19 protein-coding genes are annotated in these 18,063 nt (G+C 69.7%); 8 read left to right on the plus strand and 11 right to left on the minus strand.

Features of this window, described 5'->3' with window-relative positions:
- Window positions 1-360 precede the first annotated feature (360 nt).
- The 5 genes from ACFKCF_RS42445 (at window position 361) to ACFKCF_RS42465 (ending at window position 6,051) form a co-directional block, all read left to right on the plus strand.
- Window positions 361-1,590 carry an ABC transporter substrate-binding protein gene (locus tag ACFKCF_RS42445; RefSeq protein WP_394501018.1) on the plus strand — a complete coding sequence of 410 codons (1,230 nt, stop codon included), beginning with the start codon at window positions 361-363 and terminating at the stop codon, window positions 1,588-1,590.
- 1 nt (window position 1,591) lies between these two features.
- Window positions 1,592-2,524, plus strand: a complete 933-nt coding sequence (locus ACFKCF_RS42450; RefSeq protein WP_394501019.1) for a carbohydrate ABC transporter permease — start codon at window positions 1,592-1,594, stop codon at window positions 2,522-2,524.
- Complete coding sequence (locus tag ACFKCF_RS42455) at window positions 2,521-3,330, plus strand: carbohydrate ABC transporter permease (RefSeq protein ID WP_394501020.1); 810 nt, start codon at window positions 2,521-2,523, stop codon at window positions 3,328-3,330. The genes ACFKCF_RS42450 and ACFKCF_RS42455 overlap by 4 nt, the downstream gene beginning before the upstream one ends.
- 37 nt (window positions 3,331-3,367) lie before the next feature.
- Window positions 3,368-4,384, plus strand: coding sequence for a LacI family DNA-binding transcriptional regulator (locus tag ACFKCF_RS42460; RefSeq protein WP_394501021.1), 1,017 nt, complete (start codon window positions 3,368-3,370; stop codon window positions 4,382-4,384).
- 89 nt (window positions 4,385-4,473) lie between these two features.
- Window positions 4,474-6,051, plus strand: coding sequence for a nucleoside hydrolase-like domain-containing protein (locus ACFKCF_RS42465; protein WP_394501022.1), 1,578 nt, complete (start codon window positions 4,474-4,476; stop codon window positions 6,049-6,051).
- On the opposite strand, the gene ACFKCF_RS42470 is transcribed toward ACFKCF_RS42465, so the two are convergent.
- From ACFKCF_RS42470 to ACFKCF_RS42495, 6 genes are all read right to left on the minus strand, one after another.
- Window positions 6,032-6,388 (minus strand): hypothetical protein, encoded by a 357-nt coding sequence (locus ACFKCF_RS42470; RefSeq protein ID WP_394501023.1) that lies wholly within the window; start codon window positions 6,386-6,388, stop codon window positions 6,032-6,034. The genes ACFKCF_RS42465 and ACFKCF_RS42470 overlap by 20 nt on opposite strands.
- Window positions 6,389-6,582: 194 nt before the next feature.
- Window positions 6,583-7,584 (minus strand): ABC transporter ATP-binding protein, encoded by a 1,002-nt coding sequence (locus tag ACFKCF_RS42475; RefSeq protein WP_394501024.1) that lies wholly within the window; start codon window positions 7,582-7,584, stop codon window positions 6,583-6,585.
- Complete coding sequence (locus tag ACFKCF_RS42480) at window positions 7,577-8,557, minus strand: ABC transporter ATP-binding protein (protein WP_394501025.1); 981 nt, start codon at window positions 8,555-8,557, stop codon at window positions 7,577-7,579. Before ACFKCF_RS42480 ends, ACFKCF_RS42475 begins: the two co-directional genes overlap by 8 nt.
- Window positions 8,554-9,471, minus strand: coding sequence for an ABC transporter permease (locus ACFKCF_RS42485; RefSeq protein ID WP_394501026.1), 918 nt, complete (start codon window positions 9,469-9,471; stop codon window positions 8,554-8,556). Before ACFKCF_RS42485 ends, ACFKCF_RS42480 begins: the two co-directional genes overlap by 4 nt.
- Window positions 9,468-10,394 carry an ABC transporter permease gene (locus tag ACFKCF_RS42490; RefSeq protein WP_394501027.1) on the minus strand — a complete coding sequence of 309 codons (927 nt, stop codon included), beginning with the start codon at window positions 10,392-10,394 and terminating at the stop codon, window positions 9,468-9,470. Before ACFKCF_RS42490 ends, ACFKCF_RS42485 begins: the two co-directional genes overlap by 4 nt.
- Window positions 10,395-10,404: 10 nt before the next feature.
- Window positions 10,405-11,961, minus strand: coding sequence for an ABC transporter substrate-binding protein (locus ACFKCF_RS42495; protein ID WP_394501028.1), 1,557 nt, complete (start codon window positions 11,959-11,961; stop codon window positions 10,405-10,407).
- Window positions 11,962-12,054: 93 nt separating this feature from the next.
- Here ACFKCF_RS42495 and ACFKCF_RS42500 point away from each other — a divergent pair, with 93 nt between their 5' ends.
- A complete protein-coding gene (locus ACFKCF_RS42500) occupies window positions 12,055-12,837 on the plus strand; it encodes an IclR family transcriptional regulator (RefSeq protein WP_394501029.1) in 783 nt (260 codons plus the stop codon).
- 21 nt (window positions 12,838-12,858) lie between these two features.
- Here the strand turns inward: ACFKCF_RS42500 and ACFKCF_RS42505 are convergent, their stop codons facing one another.
- The 4 genes from ACFKCF_RS42505 to ACFKCF_RS42520 form a co-directional block, all read right to left on the minus strand.
- On the minus strand, window positions 12,859-14,118 hold the full coding sequence (locus ACFKCF_RS42505; protein ID WP_394501030.1) for an RNA polymerase sigma factor: 1,260 nt from the start codon (window positions 14,116-14,118) through the stop codon (window positions 12,859-12,861).
- Window positions 14,119-14,175: 57 nt separating this feature from the next.
- Entirely contained in the window at window positions 14,176-14,550 is a 375-nt protein-coding gene (locus ACFKCF_RS42510; RefSeq protein ID WP_394501031.1) for a YciI family protein, read from the minus strand.
- Window positions 14,551-14,579: 29 nt separating this feature from the next.
- On the minus strand, window positions 14,580-15,239 hold the full coding sequence (locus ACFKCF_RS42515; protein WP_394501032.1) for a DUF998 domain-containing protein: 660 nt from the start codon (window positions 15,237-15,239) through the stop codon (window positions 14,580-14,582).
- A 103-nt stretch (window positions 15,240-15,342) separates the two neighbouring features.
- Window positions 15,343-15,939 (minus strand): hypothetical protein, encoded by a 597-nt coding sequence (locus ACFKCF_RS42520; protein ID WP_394501033.1) that lies wholly within the window; start codon window positions 15,937-15,939, stop codon window positions 15,343-15,345.
- Here ACFKCF_RS42520 and ACFKCF_RS42525 point away from each other — a divergent pair.
- Together ACFKCF_RS42525 and ACFKCF_RS42530 are read left to right on the plus strand one after the other, a co-directional pair.
- Entirely contained in the window at window positions 15,862-16,212 is a 351-nt protein-coding gene (locus ACFKCF_RS42525) for a hypothetical protein (protein ID WP_394501171.1), read from the plus strand. The two genes, ACFKCF_RS42520 and ACFKCF_RS42525, sit on opposite strands and share 78 nt — an antisense overlap.
- A gap of 108 nt (window positions 16,213-16,320) precedes the next feature.
- Window positions 16,321-17,652 carry a cellulose binding domain-containing protein gene (locus ACFKCF_RS42530; RefSeq protein ID WP_394501034.1) on the plus strand — a complete coding sequence of 444 codons (1,332 nt, stop codon included), beginning with the start codon at window positions 16,321-16,323 and terminating at the stop codon, window positions 17,650-17,652.
- On the opposite strand, the gene ACFKCF_RS42535 is transcribed toward ACFKCF_RS42530, so the two are convergent.
- Complete coding sequence (locus ACFKCF_RS42535) at window positions 17,543-18,037, minus strand: substrate-binding domain-containing protein (RefSeq protein WP_394501035.1); 495 nt, start codon at window positions 18,035-18,037, stop codon at window positions 17,543-17,545. The two genes, ACFKCF_RS42530 and ACFKCF_RS42535, sit on opposite strands and share 110 nt — an antisense overlap.
- Window positions 18,038-18,063: the final 26 nt, after the last annotated feature.

Consider the following 18,063-nt stretch of genomic DNA (forward strand, 5'->3'; position numbering starts at 1 on the left):
GCTGGCCACGAGGTCTCCGGTACTTGGCTCTTCTTGGTCGTTGAACCAACTACCGGAGACCTCTACTTTTCACGATCATCGACACGCCGCAAGCCCCAAAGATCCTTATGAAACACGGCCTAGAAGTGCCCGGCCCGGCGCGAGGTTCGTAACGTTACAGGTCTGCGCCGGGCCTGACCGGAGGCTCACTCAGGTGGACGTGGCCTGTTGCGCGATCGGTAACGCACCCTTGACAGGCTGCGATCTGTGTCGATACATCTTTTATCGATACAACCCCTCAGCGGGTGCGGCTGTCCAGGCTCCCGCGGACGACGATCCGACGTGCCCGACCCCCCGGTAAGAGTGCCAAAGAGGTGCGCGATGTCCCTGCTCAGAAGATCAACTGCCGTCCTGGCGGCTGCCGTCCTGGCCCTGACCGGATGTGGCTCGGGAGGCGGAGGCGGCGGGAAGACCAAGCTGACCTTCTTCTCCTGGGACAACGAGCAGTCGATGAAACCGCTCATCGACGCCTTCGAGAAGCAGAATCCCACCGTCGACGTCGAGTTCTCCACGGCCCCGCCGGTGGCCGAGTACATCTCGACGCTGCAGACCCGGCTCGTCTCGGGCACCGCCGCGGACGTGTTCGTGATCGCGGCCGAGAACAAGACCAACCTCATCCAGGGCGGCTTCGTCAAGGACCTGACCGGCAAGCCGTTCATGGCGAACATGTCGAAGTTCAACACCGCGACCTACTCCCGGGACGGCAAGGCGTACGGCATGTCGATCTCGTCGTGGTCCGCCGGCATCCTCTACAACAAGGACATCCTGGCCAAGGCGGGCGTCACCGAGTTCCCCACCAAGTGGGACGACTTCCTCGCGCTGTGCCAGAAGCTCAAGTCGGCGGGCACGACGCCGTACTACGACTCGGTGACGGGCATGCCGCTCACCCTCGCGGCCCTGGTCGGACACGAGAACGCCCGCCAGGGCGGCGACGTGGACGCGCAGATCTTCGCGGGCCAGAAGAAGTTCGGAGACCTGTGGCTCGGGCCGCTGACGAACTTCAACCAGCTGTTCACCAGCGGCGTGATGAGCAAGGACGTCGTGGGCCTGACCGGCGCGCAGATCGTGGACGAGTTCGCCAACGGCCGAGTCGCGATGATCTCCGCCGGCCCGTGGGACGTGACCACGCTGCGGGAGAAGGCGCCGAAGATGAACATGGCCTTCGTCGGCGTTCCGACGCCCGACGGCAAGCCGTTCTGGTCCGGCGCGGCCTCGCCCGGCTGGGCCATCAACGCCAAGACCGAGCACGAGAAGGAGGCCGAGGCGTTCCTGACCTACCTCGGCAGCAAGGAGGGCGTGACGCTGTTCAACAAGCAGACGGCGGCCATGACCACCACGTCGGACGTCACGCCCGAGATCGACAAGGTGCTCGAGCCCAACCTGCAGGCGCTCAAGGACGGCACCTTCTACCTGCCGCAGATCGCCTGGCCGAGGGTGCAGGACGCGCTCAACACCGAGGCGGTCGCGCAGCTCCAGCTGATGGTGCAGGGCAAGGAGCAGCCGGCCGACGTGGCCGCCGCGCTCGACAACCGGCTCAAGGGCCAGAGCTGACATGACCGCGTTCGGCACGAGGGCGCCCGCCGCGAGGGGCGCCGTGTCCTGGCTGATCTCGCCGAAACGGCTGGAGGGGCTGCGGCTGCAGGCGTTCCTGGTGCCGATCGGGATCGTGTTCGCGGTGCTGTTCGCGATCCCGCTGGCGCAGTCGCTGTACTTCAGCGTCACCGACTTCAACGGCTACTCGACGGAGGTCAACTTCGTCGGGCTGGAGAACTACCGGAAGATCTTCTCAGACCCGGCCATGCTGGCCGGGCTGGGGTTCACGCTGCTGTTCGCGATCGGCACCACCGTCATCATCACGGTGCTGGCGATCCCGCTGGCCGTGCTGCTCAACCGGCGCTTCTTCGGCCGGAACGTGGTGCGGGCCGTGTTCTTCTTCCCCGCCATCCCCAGCATCGCGATCCTCGGCCTGGTGTGGGGGTTCATCCTGTCGCCGCTCGGCTCGGGCGCGATCAACAGCCTGCTCGGAGAGCTGGGCCCGGTGCCGTGGCTGTCCGACAGCACGCTCGCCCAGCTGTCGGTCATCATGGTCGCCGTCTGGTCGTCCACCGGCTGGCACGCCATCCTCTATCTGGCCTACCTGCAGTCGATCCCCGACGACTACTACGAGGCCGCGCGGGTGGACGGCGCCTCACCGCGCCAGTCGTTCTTCTCCATCACGCTGCCGCTGCTGGCGCCGGCCGTCACCATCAGCTCGCTGCTGCTGATGACCGGCGGCCTGAAGGTCTACGACCTGCCCTACACCCTCACCAAGGGCGGCCCCGGATACGCCACGTTCACCATCACCCAGTCGATCATCCAGAGCGGCATCGCGCAGGCCAAGTTCGGCCAGGCATCTGCGCTGGCGGTGGTCTTCATGCTGGTCGTCGGCGCGATCGTGGCCGTCCAGCTGGTCCTGTCGAGCCGGCTCGAAGGGCGCCTGTCATGAGAAGGCCGCTGCTCAGCTTCGCGATGATCCTGGCCGCCGCCGTGGTCGGCGTGCCGTTCTACTACATCGTCGTCAACACGTTCAAGACCCAGGCGGAGACGTCGGCCTCACCCCTGGGCCTGCCGTCGGGCCTGTATCTCGACAACTACGTGCGGGTCTTCGAGAACACGCCGATCCTGCAGTCCTTCCTCAACACCGTGTACGTCACCGCCGTCTCCATCGTGATCATGCTGATCATCGGGTCGATGGCGGCGTACGCGATGCTGCTGCGCAAGACCCTGGTCAACCGGGTGGCCGGAGTGCTGCTCGTGATCGCTTTCCTGGTGCCGGGGCAGGCCACGCTGATCCCGGTCTACCGGATCCTCGTGCAGCTGCGGCTGGTCGACAGCCTCGAAGGACTCGTCTTCCTGTACGCCGCCGGCTCCGTCTTCTGCTACTTCCTCATCCAGGGCTACCTGCGGTCACTGCCGATCTCGATCTTCGAGGCGGCGCGCATCGACGGCGCCGGGCCGTGGCAGATCTACTGGCGGATCGTGCTGCCCCTCATCCGGCCCATCCTGATCACGGTCGGGGTGTTCCAGACCATGTGGATCTGGAACGACTTCATCACCCCCAACGTGTTCATCAGCTCGCCCGACAAGCAGACGCTCGTCCTGCAGGTCTACAAGGCGGTCGGGCAGTACTCGGTGGACTGGCCGGCGTTCATGACGCTCAGCGTGATCGTGCTCACCCCCGTCGTGATCTTCTTCATCGCGATGCAGCGGCACATCGTCAACGGGCTGCTGCGGGGGAGCGTCAAGGGTTGACGCGTGAGAGGATGCGGGCCGTGCGGGTGAACCAGGAATGGTGACGATCCAGGACGTGGCCAGGGCCGCGGGCGTGTCCGCCATGACGGTGTCCCACGTGCTCAACGACCACCCTCATGTCAAGAACGAGACGCGGGCGCGCGTGCTGCAGGCCATCGCCGACCTCGACTACCGGGTCAACGTGGCGGCGCGCAACCTGCGCACGGGGCGGACCGGCACGATCGGGCTCGCCGTGCCCGAGGTGGACCGGCCCTACTTCGGGCAGCTCGCGGCCGAGATCATCACGGCGGCGGCGCGGCACAACCTCAAGGTGGCCATCGAGCAGACCGGCGCCTCGCGCGAGGGCGAGCTGGACGCGCTCGCCCTGTCGCGCAACCGCCTCTACGACGGGCTCATCCTCAGCACCGTCGGGCTCGGGCCGACCGACACCGACCTGCTCAAGGTCGACTACCCCATCGTCATCCTGGGGGAGCGCATCTTCGACGGGCCCGTGGACCACGTCGCCATGCCCAACGTCGAAGGCGCCCGCGCCGCCACCGCCCACCTGATCGAGCGGGGCTGCCGCCGCATCGCGCTCGTCGACGGCGGCGCCCAGCGCGAGGAGGTCAACGTCTCCAGCCTGCGCTACACCGGCTACCGCGAGGCGCACGAGGAGGCGGGCGTCGCCTTGGACCCCCGGCTCGTGGCTCCTACCACGCAGTTCACGATGGAGGGCGGGGCCGCGGCGGCCCGGCGCCTGGTGGACGGCGGGGTGGACTTCGACGGCGTGTTCTGCGTGACCGACACGGTGGCGATCGGCGTGCTGCGCGGGCTGGCCGACCGCGGGGTACGCGTGCCCGACCAGGTGAAGGTCATCGGCTTCGACAACATCACCGAAGGCGCCTACACCGTGCCCTCCCTGTCGTCGATCGACCCCGATCACCCGCTGATGGCCGGCACGGCCGTCCGGTTCCTCGTCAAGCGGATCACGGAGAAGGGCAAGAAGCGGGAGGTCGCGCGCGAGTTCGTCAGTCGCTTCACGGTCGTGGCCCGCGAGTCCACCGGCGGGCATTGACATGATTGTGCACTCCTCCGTACCGTGATTAATGTCCAGTCGTTACTGAATAAATATTCATAACGGGACGTTGCGCGGCAGGAGAGAGCATGGCAAGTCATTGGGTACGGAATTCTGTCGGGACCTTCTTACTGCTCTCGCTCGCCGCGGGCATGACGGCGTCCCCGGCCGAAGCCGTCACCCGGAGCCCCCGGCCGCGGACCATCGTCACCGCCGACCCGGAACTGGACGACGCCAACTCGCTGATCAGATACCTGCTCTACAGCAATGAGGTGACGACCGAGGGGCTCATCTACGCCAGCAGCCGGTTCCACTGGAAAGGCGACGGCAAGGGGACGGAGTTCTTCCTGCCCGGCAGGGAATACACCACCCCGCAGACGTCGTGGCGATGGGCCCAGGACGAGCAGTTCATCCACACGGCGGTGAAGGCGTACGCCGAGGTCTATCCCAATCTCGTACGCCATGACCGTCGCTACCCCGACCCCCGCAGCCTCTACTCCAAGATCCGCGTGGGCAACGTCGAATTCGAAGGGGACATCTCCGAAGAGACCCCTGGGTCGAACCTCATCAAGGACGTTCTCCTCGACGGCAAGGGCGGGCCCGTCTACCTGCAGGCATGGGGAGGGACGAGCACGATCGCCCGGGCGCTGAAATCGATCCAGGAGCAGTACGAGGGAACTCCCCGATGGGAGCGCGTCCGCCGCGAGGTGTCCCGAAAGGCGATCATCACCAAGTTCGGCTCACAGGACGCCACCTATCAGGACTACATCGCCCCCAACTGGCCGGACATCGAGGCACGGGACGTGGCGACCACGATCTGGGGTTACTTCGCCCGCCGCACGGTCCTTCCCGAGCACGCGCAGTATCTGTCGGCCCGATGGACGGCGGAGAACGTGTCCGGCAACGGACCTTTCGGCGCGCTGTACCGGATCTGGGGTGACGGGAAGCAGATGGTGGAGGGCGACGTCTGGGATCACTTCGGCCTCTCCTACCTCGGCGAGGACGAGCTGCGCACCCGCGGCTACAAGATCTGGATGCCCATCCAGGAAAAGGGTTCCTGGATCTCCGAAGGCGACACGTCCAACTTCATGAACCTCGTGGACAACGGTCTGCGCGCTTACGAGCAAGGCAACTACGGCGGATGGGGCGGCCGCCAGGAGCAGAACCCCGACGATCCGTCCGAATGGCTCGCCGCCAAAGCCGTGGACCGCGATCCGCAGGGCAACGCGCCGGCCGACTATGCGGCGGCGCGCTGGTTCGAGGCCGCGCAGCTCGATTTCGCCGCACGCCTGCGGTGGAGCGTGACGCCCGACTTCCGCGACGCGAACCACCGGCCCGAGATCACCCTGCCGGCGGGGCGCCGCGACCTCACTGCCCGGCCCGGGCAGAAAGTGCACCTTTCCGCCAGGGCGACGGATCCCGACGGGGACAAGCTCAGCTCTCGCTGGTGGCAGTACCAGGAGGCGGGCAGCTACCAGGGCGCCGTCGAGATCACCACCGATGGCGACACGGCGACCGCCGCGCCGGGGCGCCATTCTTCGAGGGCGAGCTTCACCGTGCCGGCGGACGCACGGCCGGGGAGCACCATCCACGTCATCGTCGAGGTGAAGGACGACGGCAGCCCGGCGCTGACCGCCTACCAGCGAATCATCGTGACCGTGAGATGACCGGCTCCGCCCTGCCCCCGGGGCGGGCACGTACCCGCTCGTCACGCAGCCAGGCGCGCAGCTCGCGGCGTGCCTGGTGACGGCTCCGGCGGCGCTCTTCGCGCCGGAGGGCGTACCACTCCCGGCCCCCGCTGATGGGGCCGCATTCGAACAGGTAGTAGGCGGTGGCGCCCCAGTAACAGCCGCTCGTGCGGCGGTTGAGGGACGCGCTGTCGGCGGTGATGTCGTCCGGCAGCGTGCACGGCCCGAAGCGATGATCATGCATGGGGCGGCACGTCACCATCGGCACGTCGGCCATCCCCACCCACCAGGGGCGGGTCTTGTCGGTCCTGCTCATCCGGTCGCCTTTCGGCTCCGTGACGCCCCTGGCTGGGGCCGTCATAAGACCGGGTGCACCGTGATCACCTCCGACAGGGAACGTGATCCCACGCTACAGCGAGCGGACCGGCTGTGGGCCGGCGATTCGCCGGCCAACGCCGGTCCGGACGGCTCGCGGGCCGGCTGTTCAGCCGGACCACGGTCGCCTCCTGATCAACCAGCGGCCGCCACCTCCTGGAGCGGGAAGTGGCAGGCGGCCCCGTGCAGCGGTTCGTCCTCGGCCGGCTCCAGGGGCGGCGCCTGCTGGGCGCAGAGGTCCTGCGCCTTCCAGCAGCGGGTCCGGAACCGGCACCCCGACGGCGGGTCGAGCGGGGAGGGCACCTCTCCCTTGAGCAGGATCCGTTCGCGCCGCGCTCCCGAGGTGACGTCGAGCACCGGCGCCGCGGACATCAGCGCGGCCGTGTAGGGATGGCGCGGCCGGTCGAACACCTGCTGCGTCGGGCCCGTCTCGACGATCCTGCCGAGGTACATGACCGAGACGCGGTCGGCGACGTGGCGGACCACGGACAGGTCGTGGGAGATGAACACGTACGACACTCCGAGCCTGGCCTGCAGGTCGGTGAGCAGGTTGAGCACCTGCGCCTGGACGGACAGGTCGAGCGCCGACACGGGCTCGTCGCACACGATGACGTCGGGTTCGAGCGCGAGGGCGCGGGCGATCCCCAGCCGCTGGCGCTGACCACCGGAGAACTCCTGCGGATAGCGCCGCGCGTCGCCCGCCCGCAGCCCCACCATCTCGAGGAGCTCGGCGACCCGCTTGCCGCGCTCCTTCACCGGCACCAGGTCGCGGTGCGTCCGCCACGGCTCGGCGACGATGTCCTCGGCGCACAGGCGGGCGTTCAGCGACGCGAACGGGTCCTGGAACACCATCTGGACGCGCCGGCGCCACCTGAGCAGCTCCTTGCCACGCAGCGCGAACGGGTCCATCCCCTCGAACCGCACGTGGCCCTGGTCGGGACGCTCCAGCATGAGCAGCACCCTGGCGAGGGTCGACTTCCCGCAGCCGGACTCCCCGACCAGTCCGAGCGTCTCGCCCCGGGCCAGCCGCAGGTCCACGCCGTCCAGCGCGCGCAGCCGGCCGCGACCGGCCACGTGGAAGGTCTTGCTCACCCCTGCCACGTCCAGCAGGGGAGCTTCCGCGGCAGGCTCAGTCATCGGCCAGCTCCTTCCAGTGGTGGCACGCGGCCAGACGTCCGGGCCCGGACTCGGTGAGGACCGGGAGCTCCTCCGCGCACACCTCGGTGGCCATCGGACAGCGCGCGCGGAAGGCGCAGCCCGATGGGACCGAGTGCAGGTCGGGCGGGCTGCCCGGGATGGACTTCAGGTTGGTGCCGCGCGCCACCTCGGCCGGCACCGAGTCGAGCAGCCCGCGGGTGTACGGGTGGCGGGGCCGGGAGAACACGTCCGCCACCCGGCCGGTCTCGACGATGCTGCCCGCGTACATGACGGCCACGTGATCGGCCTGCTCGGCCACGACCGCGAGGTCGTGGGTGATCAGGATCAGCGCCGTCTGCTGCTCGGTGCGCAGCTCGCGCAGCAGCTCCATGATCTGGGCCTGTACGGTCACGTCGAGAGCGGTGGTGGGCTCGTCGGCGAGCAGCACCTTGGGCTGCAGGGCCACGGCCAGCGCGATGAGCAGGCGCTGGCGCATGCCGCCGGAGAACTGGTGCGGGTAGGCGCGGAGCCGGGCCCGCGGCTCGGGGATGCCGACCCGTTCCATCAGTTCGACCGCCCGCTCCCGCGCGGCGCGGCGCGACAGGCGCTCGTGGATCCGGAACGGCTCGGCGAGCTGGGCGCCGACCGTCTGGACGGGGTTCAGCGCGGTGAGCGCGTCCTGGAACACGATGGACAGGCCGGGACCGGCCAGCTTCCGGCGCTGCGCGGGCGGCAGGGTGAGCACGTCGGTCCCGTCCAGGCGCACGGCGCCGCCCGCCACGTGCGCGACCGGGTCGAGCAGCCCGACGATGGCCTGCGCCGTCATGCTCTTGCCGCAGCCCGACTCGCCCAGCAGCGCCAGCGTCTCGCCGGAGCGTACGGAGAAACTGACCTCGCGCACGGCGCGGACCGTCCCCGCGGGGGTGCGGATGTCGACCGCCAGCCGATCCACCTCCAGCGCCGGAGTCGTCACGGCTTCACCTCCTTGCTGAGAGTGAGGCGCCAGCGCTGGCCGGGGTCCATGGCCAGGCGCGCCCAGGACGCGAGCACGGTCGCGGACACGGTGGTCACCACGATGGCCAGGCCCGGGAAGACGGCGATCCACCAGGCGCTCTGCAGCACCTGCCGGCCCTGGGCGACCATCAGGCCCCAGCTCATGTCCGGCGGCTGGATGCCGATGCCCAGGAAGCTCAGCGACGACTCGGTCAGCATCACGAAACAGAAGTCCAGCGTCGCGACGGTGAACAACGTGGGCATGACCGTCGGCGCGACGTGCCGGCCGATGATGGCCCAGCTCTTGGCGCCGAACGTGCGCGCCGCGTCGACGAACAGCCGGCTCTGCAGCTCCGCCGACTCCGCCCGGGCGGCCCGAAGGTAGATCGGGATCCTCGCGATCGCCAGGACCAGGATGATGTTGGCGGCGCTGGGCGAGAAGACGTACAGGACGACCACGGCCAGCAGCAGCGACGGGAAGCTGAGGATGACGTCGGCGACCCGCATGGAGACGTTCTCCCGCCACCCCCGGTGGTAGCCCGCCCACATCCCCCAGACGGAGCCGACGGCGAGGGAGATCAGGACGGCCGGGATCGCGACGGAGAGCGTCGTGCGGCTCGCCACGACGAGCCTGGCGAGCACGCTGCGCCCGAGCGAGTCGCTGCCGAGCACGAACGCCCAGCCGTCGTCGAAGCTGAACGGTGGCCGGTTGACCGCCCGCAGGTTCTGCTTCACGGCCAGGTCGCCGAACAGCATCGGTCCCACGATCGCGGCGACGGCCACGACCAGCAGGATCACCACCGCCAGGCAGGCGAACTTGTCCCGCAGCAGCAGCCGCCACATGGAGATCCGCCGAACGGCGGGCCTTGCCGCAGGGGCGTCGATGGTGGTCATGCCGTCACCCCCTGACGGACGCGGGAGTCCAGGAGCGCGTAACAGGCGTCGATGACGATGTTGAGCGCGAAGATCGTGACCGCGGTCACCAGGACCGCGGCCTGAAGGACCGCGAAGTCCCGCTGCAGGATCGAGGTGATCATCAGCTTGCCGATCCCCGGCCAGCCGAAGATGGTCTCCACGACCACGGCGCCGTTGACCAGCCCGACCGCGAGGTCACCGGCCACGGTGAGCGCCGGGGGCGCGGCGTTGCGCAGCGCGTGGCCGAAGACCACCCGCAGCTCGCCCGCGCCCTTGCTCCGGGCGACCTTGATGTACGGCGCCGACAGCGCGGTGACCATCGCCCCGCGCACCACCTGCACGAGCACGCCGAACGGCCGGATCAGCAACGTGACCACCGGCAGCACCCACGCCGCCGCGCCTTCCGTGCCCGAGGTGGGCAGCCAGCCGAGGGCCACGGCGAAGACGAGCACGCCCATGATGGCGAACCAGAAGTCCGGCATGCTCGCCGCGGTCGTCGAGGTGAAGCTGGCGACCCGGTCGGCCAGGGAGTTGGGGCGGTAGGCCGCCCAGCTCCCGACGACGACCGCGCCGAGGATGGCCAGGATCATCGTGGCTCCCGCCAGCTGCAGTGTCGCGGGGAACGCCCGCAGCACGGCCGCGGCGGCGGGCTCGGCGGTCCGCAGCGACTCGCCGAAGTCCAGGTGGATGACCTGGGCCAGATAGTCGCCGAACTGGACGAGCACCGGCCGGTCGAACCCGTGCTGGGCGGAGAACTCCGCCCGCATCTCCGGCGTTGCGCTGAGCGGCAGGTAGAGATTCGCCGGGTCGCCGGTGAGGCGCGCCAGGTAGAACACCCCGAGGATCACGACGACCAGCGGGATCGCACTAGAGATGACGCGATGCCGCAGGAAGGTCAGCACGCCTGCCCCCTCAGCCGGCCGGGTGCATCTCGGCGAGCCGCATCTCGTCGTTCGTGGCGGCGTTGGGCTTGTAGGTGACCTTCTTCGACAAGGCGAGGATTCCGGTCATGTGCGCGAGGACCGCGTCCCGTACGACGTCCTTGCTCTGGTACTCCAGCGCCTTGGCGAACGCCGCCTGGCGCTCCTCGCCCGAGGCCTGCTCGCCGGCGGCGATCAGCTCGTCGAGCTCCTTGGTGCCGTACGGGCTCTGCGCGCCCTTGGTGCCGTAGATCTGGCCCATCGTGAAGGCCGCGTCACCGGCCTGGTTGCCGTGCTGGGCCTGCAGCAGGATGGGACCGGCGTCCTTGACGAACGGTGACAGCAGGTACTCCAGCCAGGCGTTCACGTCGAGCATCTGGATCTTGACCTTGAGCCCGGCCTCGGTCAGCGCGTTCTGCACGACCTCCATCGCCTCGGCGGCCTTGGGGTAGATGCCGTTCCGGCCGATGATCGTGATCTGGGTGTCGGTGGGGACGCCGTCGGCCTTGGCCTCCGCGATCAGCTTCTTGGCCTGCGCCATGTCGTAGGGCCAGGGCTGGACGGACGTGCTGTGGCCGGTCACCCCTTCGGGGACGAGCTGGCCCGCCGGCTTGCCGAGCCCGGCGAACACGGAGGCGACCAGGCCGTTCCGGTCGATGGCGTAGTTGATCGCCTGGCGCACGCGCAGGTCGTTGAGTGGCGCCTTGTCGGCGTCGATGCGCAGGAAGGAGGTCTCGTTGTTGGGGAACTGCACGGCGGCGGCCCCGGCGCCGTCCTCGGGGGCGAGGCCGATGGCCACGTCCGCCTCGTCGCTGGTGACCATGGCCGCGCGGATGCTGCCCTCGGCGCGCCAGACGTACTGGGCCGCGGCGAACTCCGGCGCCTTGCCCCAGTAGCCGGAGTACCGCTCCAGGCGCAGGCTTCGACCGGTGTCCCACTTGGCGATCTTGTACGGCCCGGTGCCGACGGGTTCGCGGACCTTGGCGGTGGCGCTCGTGGTGGCCGGCACGATCTCCACGAACGACAGCCGCAGCGGCAGGATCGGGTCCGGCTTGACCGTCTTCACCTTGAGGGTGGCGTCGTCCGTGGCCGTGGCCGTCAGCTCGATGCCGCCGAAGACGTAGCCCTTCACGTTGCAGTCGATCTTGGAGTTGACGGTGCGGTCGATGGAGAAGGCGGCCGCCTTGGCGTCGAACGCGGTGCCGTCGTGGAACTTCACGCCCTTGCGCAGGGTGAAGGTCCACTCGGTGGGCGAGTCCTGCTTCCACTCCGTGGCCAGCGCCGGCTGGAGCTGGCCGGTGCCCGGGTCGCGTTCCGTGAGCGCCTCGGTGATGTTGGCCCTGGTGACGCGCCCGGTGGCGGTGAGGGAGGCGTCACACGGCTCCAGCGTCGGAGGCTCCTCCGGCAGCACGATGCGGACGGTGCTCGCCGCCGCGCCGGACGAGGGCTCCGGGCCGCTGTTGGCGACCGAGCAGGCGGTGACCGACAAGGTGGCGCCGAGCGCCAAAAGGGCAGAGGCCGCCTGACGGCGGCTGGGGGTATTGATCACTCGGACAACCTCTTGTCTACATACGAAGACAGTGTCTATATTTGTAGCCGAGACATTAAGTCGGGGTTTCAACGGACGTCAAGAGGTCAGTCGATGACGCAAGAAGGTTCGGACCCGTCGCTCAAGCCCGCTGACTCCGGGGGCGTCCGCAGCGTCAAATCGGCCGAGCGGACGATCGCCGTGCTCGAATACCTCAGCTCCGCCGATCACGCCTGCTCGTTGCGGGAGGTGGCCACCGGTCTGAGCCTGCCCCGCGCGAGCGCGTACGCGCTGCTCACCACGCTGGTGAACACGGGCTGGATCGACGCCGACGGCGCCGGCCGCTACCGGATCGGCCTGCGCGCGCTGCGCGCCGGGGCCTCGTACGTCGAGCACGACGACGTCGTCCAGCGGGCGCAGCCGGTCATGAACGAGCTGAACAACGAACTCGGCGAGACCGTGCACCTGGCCCGCCTCGACGGCGCGGAGATCGTCTACCTGGCCACGAACATCTCCCGGCACTCCCTCGCCGTCGTCTCCCGCCCCGGCCGGCGCCTGCCCTCCTGGGCGACCGGCCTCGGCAAGGCGATCCTCGCCGGCCGCCCGTGGGACGAGGTCGACCAGCTCCTGCCCGAGAAGCTGGAGCCCCGCACCGCCAACACCTTCACCGACCGGGCGGAGCTGCGCGCCGAGCTGGAGGCGATCCGGCGGCGCGGCCATGCCGTCGACGAGCAGGAGTCGACCATCGGCCTGCGCTGCTTCGCCGTCGCCCTCGACTTCGCCTCGCCCCCGAACGAGGCCCTGAGCTGCTCGATCCCCATCGTCCGCCTCTACCCCGACCGCGAGGAGAAGATCGTGGCCGCCCTGCTCCGGGCCAGGGAGCGCATTGTTCGGTGACGGCCGGCCCCTTGCCCTTGGTCAGGCTGACAGCGCGGCGGCGCGCTCCAGGAACAGGTCGCGCTCGCGTACGTTCCGGGTCAGCTCGGCCGCGCGCCGGAACTCGGCGGCCGCCTCCTCGGCCCGGCCGAGCCTGGCCAGCAGGTCACCGCGGACGGCGGGCAGATGCGCGTACTCCCGCAGAGCGCGCTCGTCCCGGAGGCTGTCGGCGATCTCCAGCCCGCGCTCGGGCCCGTACGCCATGCCGACCGCCACCGCCCGGTTCAGCTCGACGATGGGCGAGGGCGTGAGGTGGGCCAGCAGCCGGTAGAGGGCGGCGATGCGTTCCCAGTCGGTGGCCTCCGGGGTGAGCGCGCGGGCGTGGCACGCGGCGATGGCCGCCTGCAACCCGTAAGGCCCGAGCGTGCCCAGCTCCTCGGCGCGGCGCAGCGCGTCCAGGCCGCGGCGGACGAGGAGCCGGTCCCAGCGGCTGCGGTCCTGGTCGAGCAGGAGGATGGGGGAGCCGTCGCGGGCTGTCCTGGCCGGGATGCGCGAGGCCTGGATCTCCATGAGCGCGAGCAGGCCGTGCACCTCGGGTTCCGCGGGCATGAGCCCGACCAGGACGCGGCCGAGGCGCATGGCCTCCTGGCACAGCGACGGGCGGATCCAGTCGTCGCCGGCGGTCGCCGCGTACCCCTCGTTGAAGATCAGGTAGATGACCTCCAGGAGGGAACCCAGCCGTGCCGGCAGCTCGGCCGGCGGTGGCAGCTCGATCGGGATCTTCCTGTCGGCGAGGGTGCGCTTGGCCCGCGAGATGCGCTGCCCGACCGTGGGTTCGGGAACGAGGAAGGCGCGGGCGATCTCGGCGGTGGACAGGCCGCCGAGCAGGCGAAGGGTGAGCGCGAGCCGGCTTTCGGCGGGCAGCGCGGGATGGCAGGCGGTGAAGATCAGGCGGAGCAGGTCGTCGCCGATGTGGTCGTCGAGGGCCTCGTCGAGCTCGGCCTCCGCCGTCTCCTGGCGCAGCTCCATGTCCCGGCCGACCTCCTGCAGCTTGCGCTGGTAGGTGTCGCGGCGGCGGAACTGGTCGAGGGCCCGATGCTTGGCGGTGAGCGTCAACCAGGCGCCCGGATTGTCGGGTACGCCCTTACGCGGCCACTCCTCGAGCGCGGCCACCAGCGCGTCCTGCGCCAGCTCCTCGGCCAGCCCGATGTCGTTGACCATGCGGGCCAGGGCGGCGATGACCCGGGCGGACTCGATCCGCCACACCGCCTCCACCGCCCGGTGCGAATCGGCTACCGTCATGTCTCCTGCATACAGCATCCGGCCGCTGACCACGTCCGCGGCCGGTGCGGCGCAGGGTCAGGCCGGCGGGGCGAAGTCCTCGGGCGTGAACAGCCGCAGCACGTCCGATTCGCCCTCCCATCCCGGCCACAGGTCACGGTGCAGCTTGAGGAAGCGGCTGGTCCATTCCACAACCTCCTCCTTGCTCCTGACCTCGTACAGGGCGTAGCTGATCAGCTCCTTGGCCTCGGCGAACGGGCCGTCGCTGACGGTCAGCCGACCCCCGCTCACCTCGACCCGCGCCCCCTCGGAGCTGGGGGCCAGGCCGCTGTTGTCGAGCAGGGCCCCGGCCTCGGTGGCCTCCTGGCCGAGCTTGAAGATGGCCTCCATGAGTTCGGCCGGCGGCGGCCCGTCGGGCCGGGAGGTGAGTCTGAGGGTGACCAGGTAGCGCATGGTGAAATTTCCTTTCTCTATGGATGGTGTCAGGCGCGGGACAGGTTCAGCGACAGTAGCGACAGCCAGCTCCAGATCGCCACGATGCCGGCGACGAACAGCAGGTTGGCCCAGGCGACGCCGCCGCCGCTGGCGATGCCGACGAAAGAGCCGAGGAACAGCGTGCCGGTGAGGCGGGAGTACAGGGCCCAGCTCTTGCGGCCCTCGCGGGCCTGCCGGGAGGCGACGACGTAGCAGGCCGCGGCCATGCACAGGAACCCGACGCCGCCCACGGCCAGGTGCAGGATCCCCGAGGTGGTGACGGCGCCCGGGCCTTCGGGGGTTCCGGCGGGGAAACCCATCGCGGGGTCGGCGGGGAAGATCGCGGCGCCGATCATGCTGGCGCCGAACGCGCCGACCAGGATCGGCGCCCACCGGGCTCCCCGGCCGGGCGCCAGTGCCCGGCGCAGGCCGACGGCGGCGGCGATGGTGGCCAGGGCGGTGAGGACGAAGTTGGCGGTCTGGATCCAGCCGAGCTCGCCGTTGGCCAGGAAGCTCCACGGGTGGCGGGTCAGGTCGAAGCCCTGCCGGGTGAACGCCTGGGCGAGGGCGACGATCACGTAGAACGGACCGGCGACGACGCCGCAGCCGAGGAGCAGGCGCTGGGCGGAGATCGGGCGGGCGGGGGAGTGGGCAAGCGGCTGGGTCATGGTCGTCAACCTCGCGTCGGCGGGGCCGGTCCATCCGGCCCTCTGGAGACGCTGCGAACGAGGCGAGGCGTTTTCGACACGCGCGCAGAAGTTTTTTCAAGATTTATTCGGAGAACATCCCTTGCCCGGGAGTGAGCAGGTGGCGGGGGTCGAAGCGGGCCTTGGCGTCCTCGACGGCAGGCCACAACGGGCCGTAGTGGTCCTTCCAGCCGGCCTGGGTGAGCGCGACCGCGCTGACCGGATACAGGTGGCCGCCGATGGCGCGGATGCGGTCGTACACCGCACGGTTGGTCTTGACCAGCCGGTCCACCAGCACGGGATCGGCGGCGGGAAGGCACACGAGGCTGCAGAGGAAGGCGAACTCCCCCTCCGGCAGGCGCACCAGCGGCGTGCTCGCACGGCCGGGGCGGATGGGGTGGAGCAGGATGCGCCCGAACTCGCCCAGGCCCTCCTGGGCCACGTCGGCGAGAAGCTCCGGGACCATCCCGTCGACGGCCGCGTCCGGGACGAAGGAGTGCAGCCAGGGGTGAGGATCGTGCCAGGTGCCCGCGTGATGATCCCGTACTGGCTGAGCCCGCCGCGCACGGCGTCGAAGAGCTCGGCATGAGCGCTCGCCGAGCACGTGAGGATCTCGCCCTCGCCCGTCACCGCCTCCAGCTCGACGACGTTGGAGCTCATCCCGGCCCCCCGAACTCGGCATGGTCACGCGATCGCCGACACGGTCAACCTGTTCAACCCGCGCGTCATCGCCATCGGCGGGCAGCTCGCCCACACTGACGAGCAGCTCTTCGCCGGCATGCGCGAGATCGTCTACCGGCGCTCGCTCCCGCTGGCCACCCGCAACCTGCAGATCGCAGCGACCTCGACCCGCACGCGGGCGTGCTCGGCCTGGCGCAGCTGCTGGTCGACGGCATCTACATCCCCGCGCGGGTCCAGCAGCTCGTGGACGGCGCGGTGGCCTAGCGCGCGATGAAAGTTACAGGCTCTCCGGCGTGTTCGCCCAGGTCGCGATCGCCCGCCCTTGACCGGACGGTGGCTCCGCGGAAAGAGTCGATCCGAGCCTTCCTGGGTTGGGAGTCTGATGAGCCACTTTCGTCGCCGGTTGCTTGCCGTCCTGCTTCCAGGTTTCCTGGTCGTGCTGTGCGCCTTCGTGTCCTTGACGGAGCAGTCCGCCGGCGCGGTCAGCGACCCGCCCGGCCCGGTGACCGGCAACGCCACCTACTTCGACGGACTCGGCTCGCCGTACGGCGGCTGCGGGATGCCCCAGGCGAACCTCGACTCACAGGACTTCGTCGCGCTCAACGTCTACAGCACCCCCGGCGACTACGCCTTCTACCCCCGGCCGCTGACGGGACCCAACCTCAGCAAGGCCGGGTTGTGGAACAACGGCCTCAACTGCGGCCGCTACGTCCAGGTCGAGATCAGTGACTACTGCACGGGCACCAACGACGGCGCGCCGAACCAGGCGTTCTGCCGCAACGGTTCCTGGGTCTCCGACGCCTACAACGGCGCGAAGCTGACCATGCTCGTCGCCGACAGCTGCGGCGACGCCAACGGCTGGTGCCGCGACGACCCCTACCACCTGGACCTGTCCAAGGACTCGCTCAACCGGTTCGTGAAGAACGGCTCCGCGATCGGGGACATGTACCCCAACCACTGGAACAACCGGCACGTCACCTGGTCGTTCGTCCCCGCGCCCAACTACAGCGGCGACATCAACCTCGGGTTCCTGCAGGGCGCCCAGGTCTGGTGGCCGGCCATCTCCGTCTCGCACCTGGCCAACGGCATCCACGGCGTCGAGTACTACGCCAACGGCACGTGGCAGACGGCCCAGATGAACAGTGACATGGGCCAGTCCTACGTCATCGGCGGGATCACGTCGGGCGCGAGCCAGTTCCAGATCCGGGTGCGGGACGCCACGGACACGCTGATCAACGGCGGTCGGGTGTACAGCTTCTCGCTGCCGTCGGCCTGCAACCCGTGCGGCTCGCCGTACACGAAGATCAGCTACACCACCTCACAGGGCCCGACCTCCACGCCCACGGTGACCCCGACGGTGACCCCCACCGTGACCCCGACCGTGACCCCCACTGTCACGCCCACGGGCGGCACCGGTGTCTCCTGCAGCGTGAACCACCAGGTCGCCAGCGCCTGGCAGGGTGGCTTCACGGCCAACGTCACGGTGAAGAACACGGGCACCACGCCCTGGAACAACTGGACGATCACGTGGACCGCGCCGTCCGGCGTCACCCTGGTCAACGCCTGGGGCTCCACCATCACGACGTCGGGCAGCAGCTGGACGGTCAAGGCGCCGAGCTGGGCCGCGAGCCTCGCGGCGGGCGCGACGGCCACCTTCGGCTTCCAGGCCAACGGCCCGTCCACGGCCGGCCCGACCGGCGTCGCCTGCTCGTAGGCCGCCAGGCGCCCGGTCCGCCGGGAGGCGCGGTGGAGCGGCGCACGACCAGGCTCGGCGTGACGGAGAAGTGCACCGCGGTCGTGCGGCCTTCGACGCGTTCGAGCAGCAGCCGTCCCGCCGTGCGGCCCATGACGGCCCCGTCCTGGTTGACGGTGGTCAGCGCGATGTTGGGATGGGCGGCCAGCCGGGTGTTGTCGTAGCCGGCGACGGAGACGCCGTCCGGGACGGAGAGGCCGGCTTCGTGGAGCGCGGTCAGGACGCCGAGCGCCGACTCGTCGGAGCCCGCGAAGATCGCGGTGGGGCGCGGGGACCGGCTCAGCAGCTCGCGGCGCCGCGATGACCGATCTCGATCATCAAGGTGCAGGCCGAGGTCACCGTCCACGTGGCCCGCAAGCGGGGCGAACCGGT

The sequence above is a fragment of the Nonomuraea sp. JJY05 genome (assembly GCF_043496855.1).
GTDB lineage: Bacteria > Actinomycetota > Actinomycetes > Streptosporangiales > Streptosporangiaceae > Nonomuraea.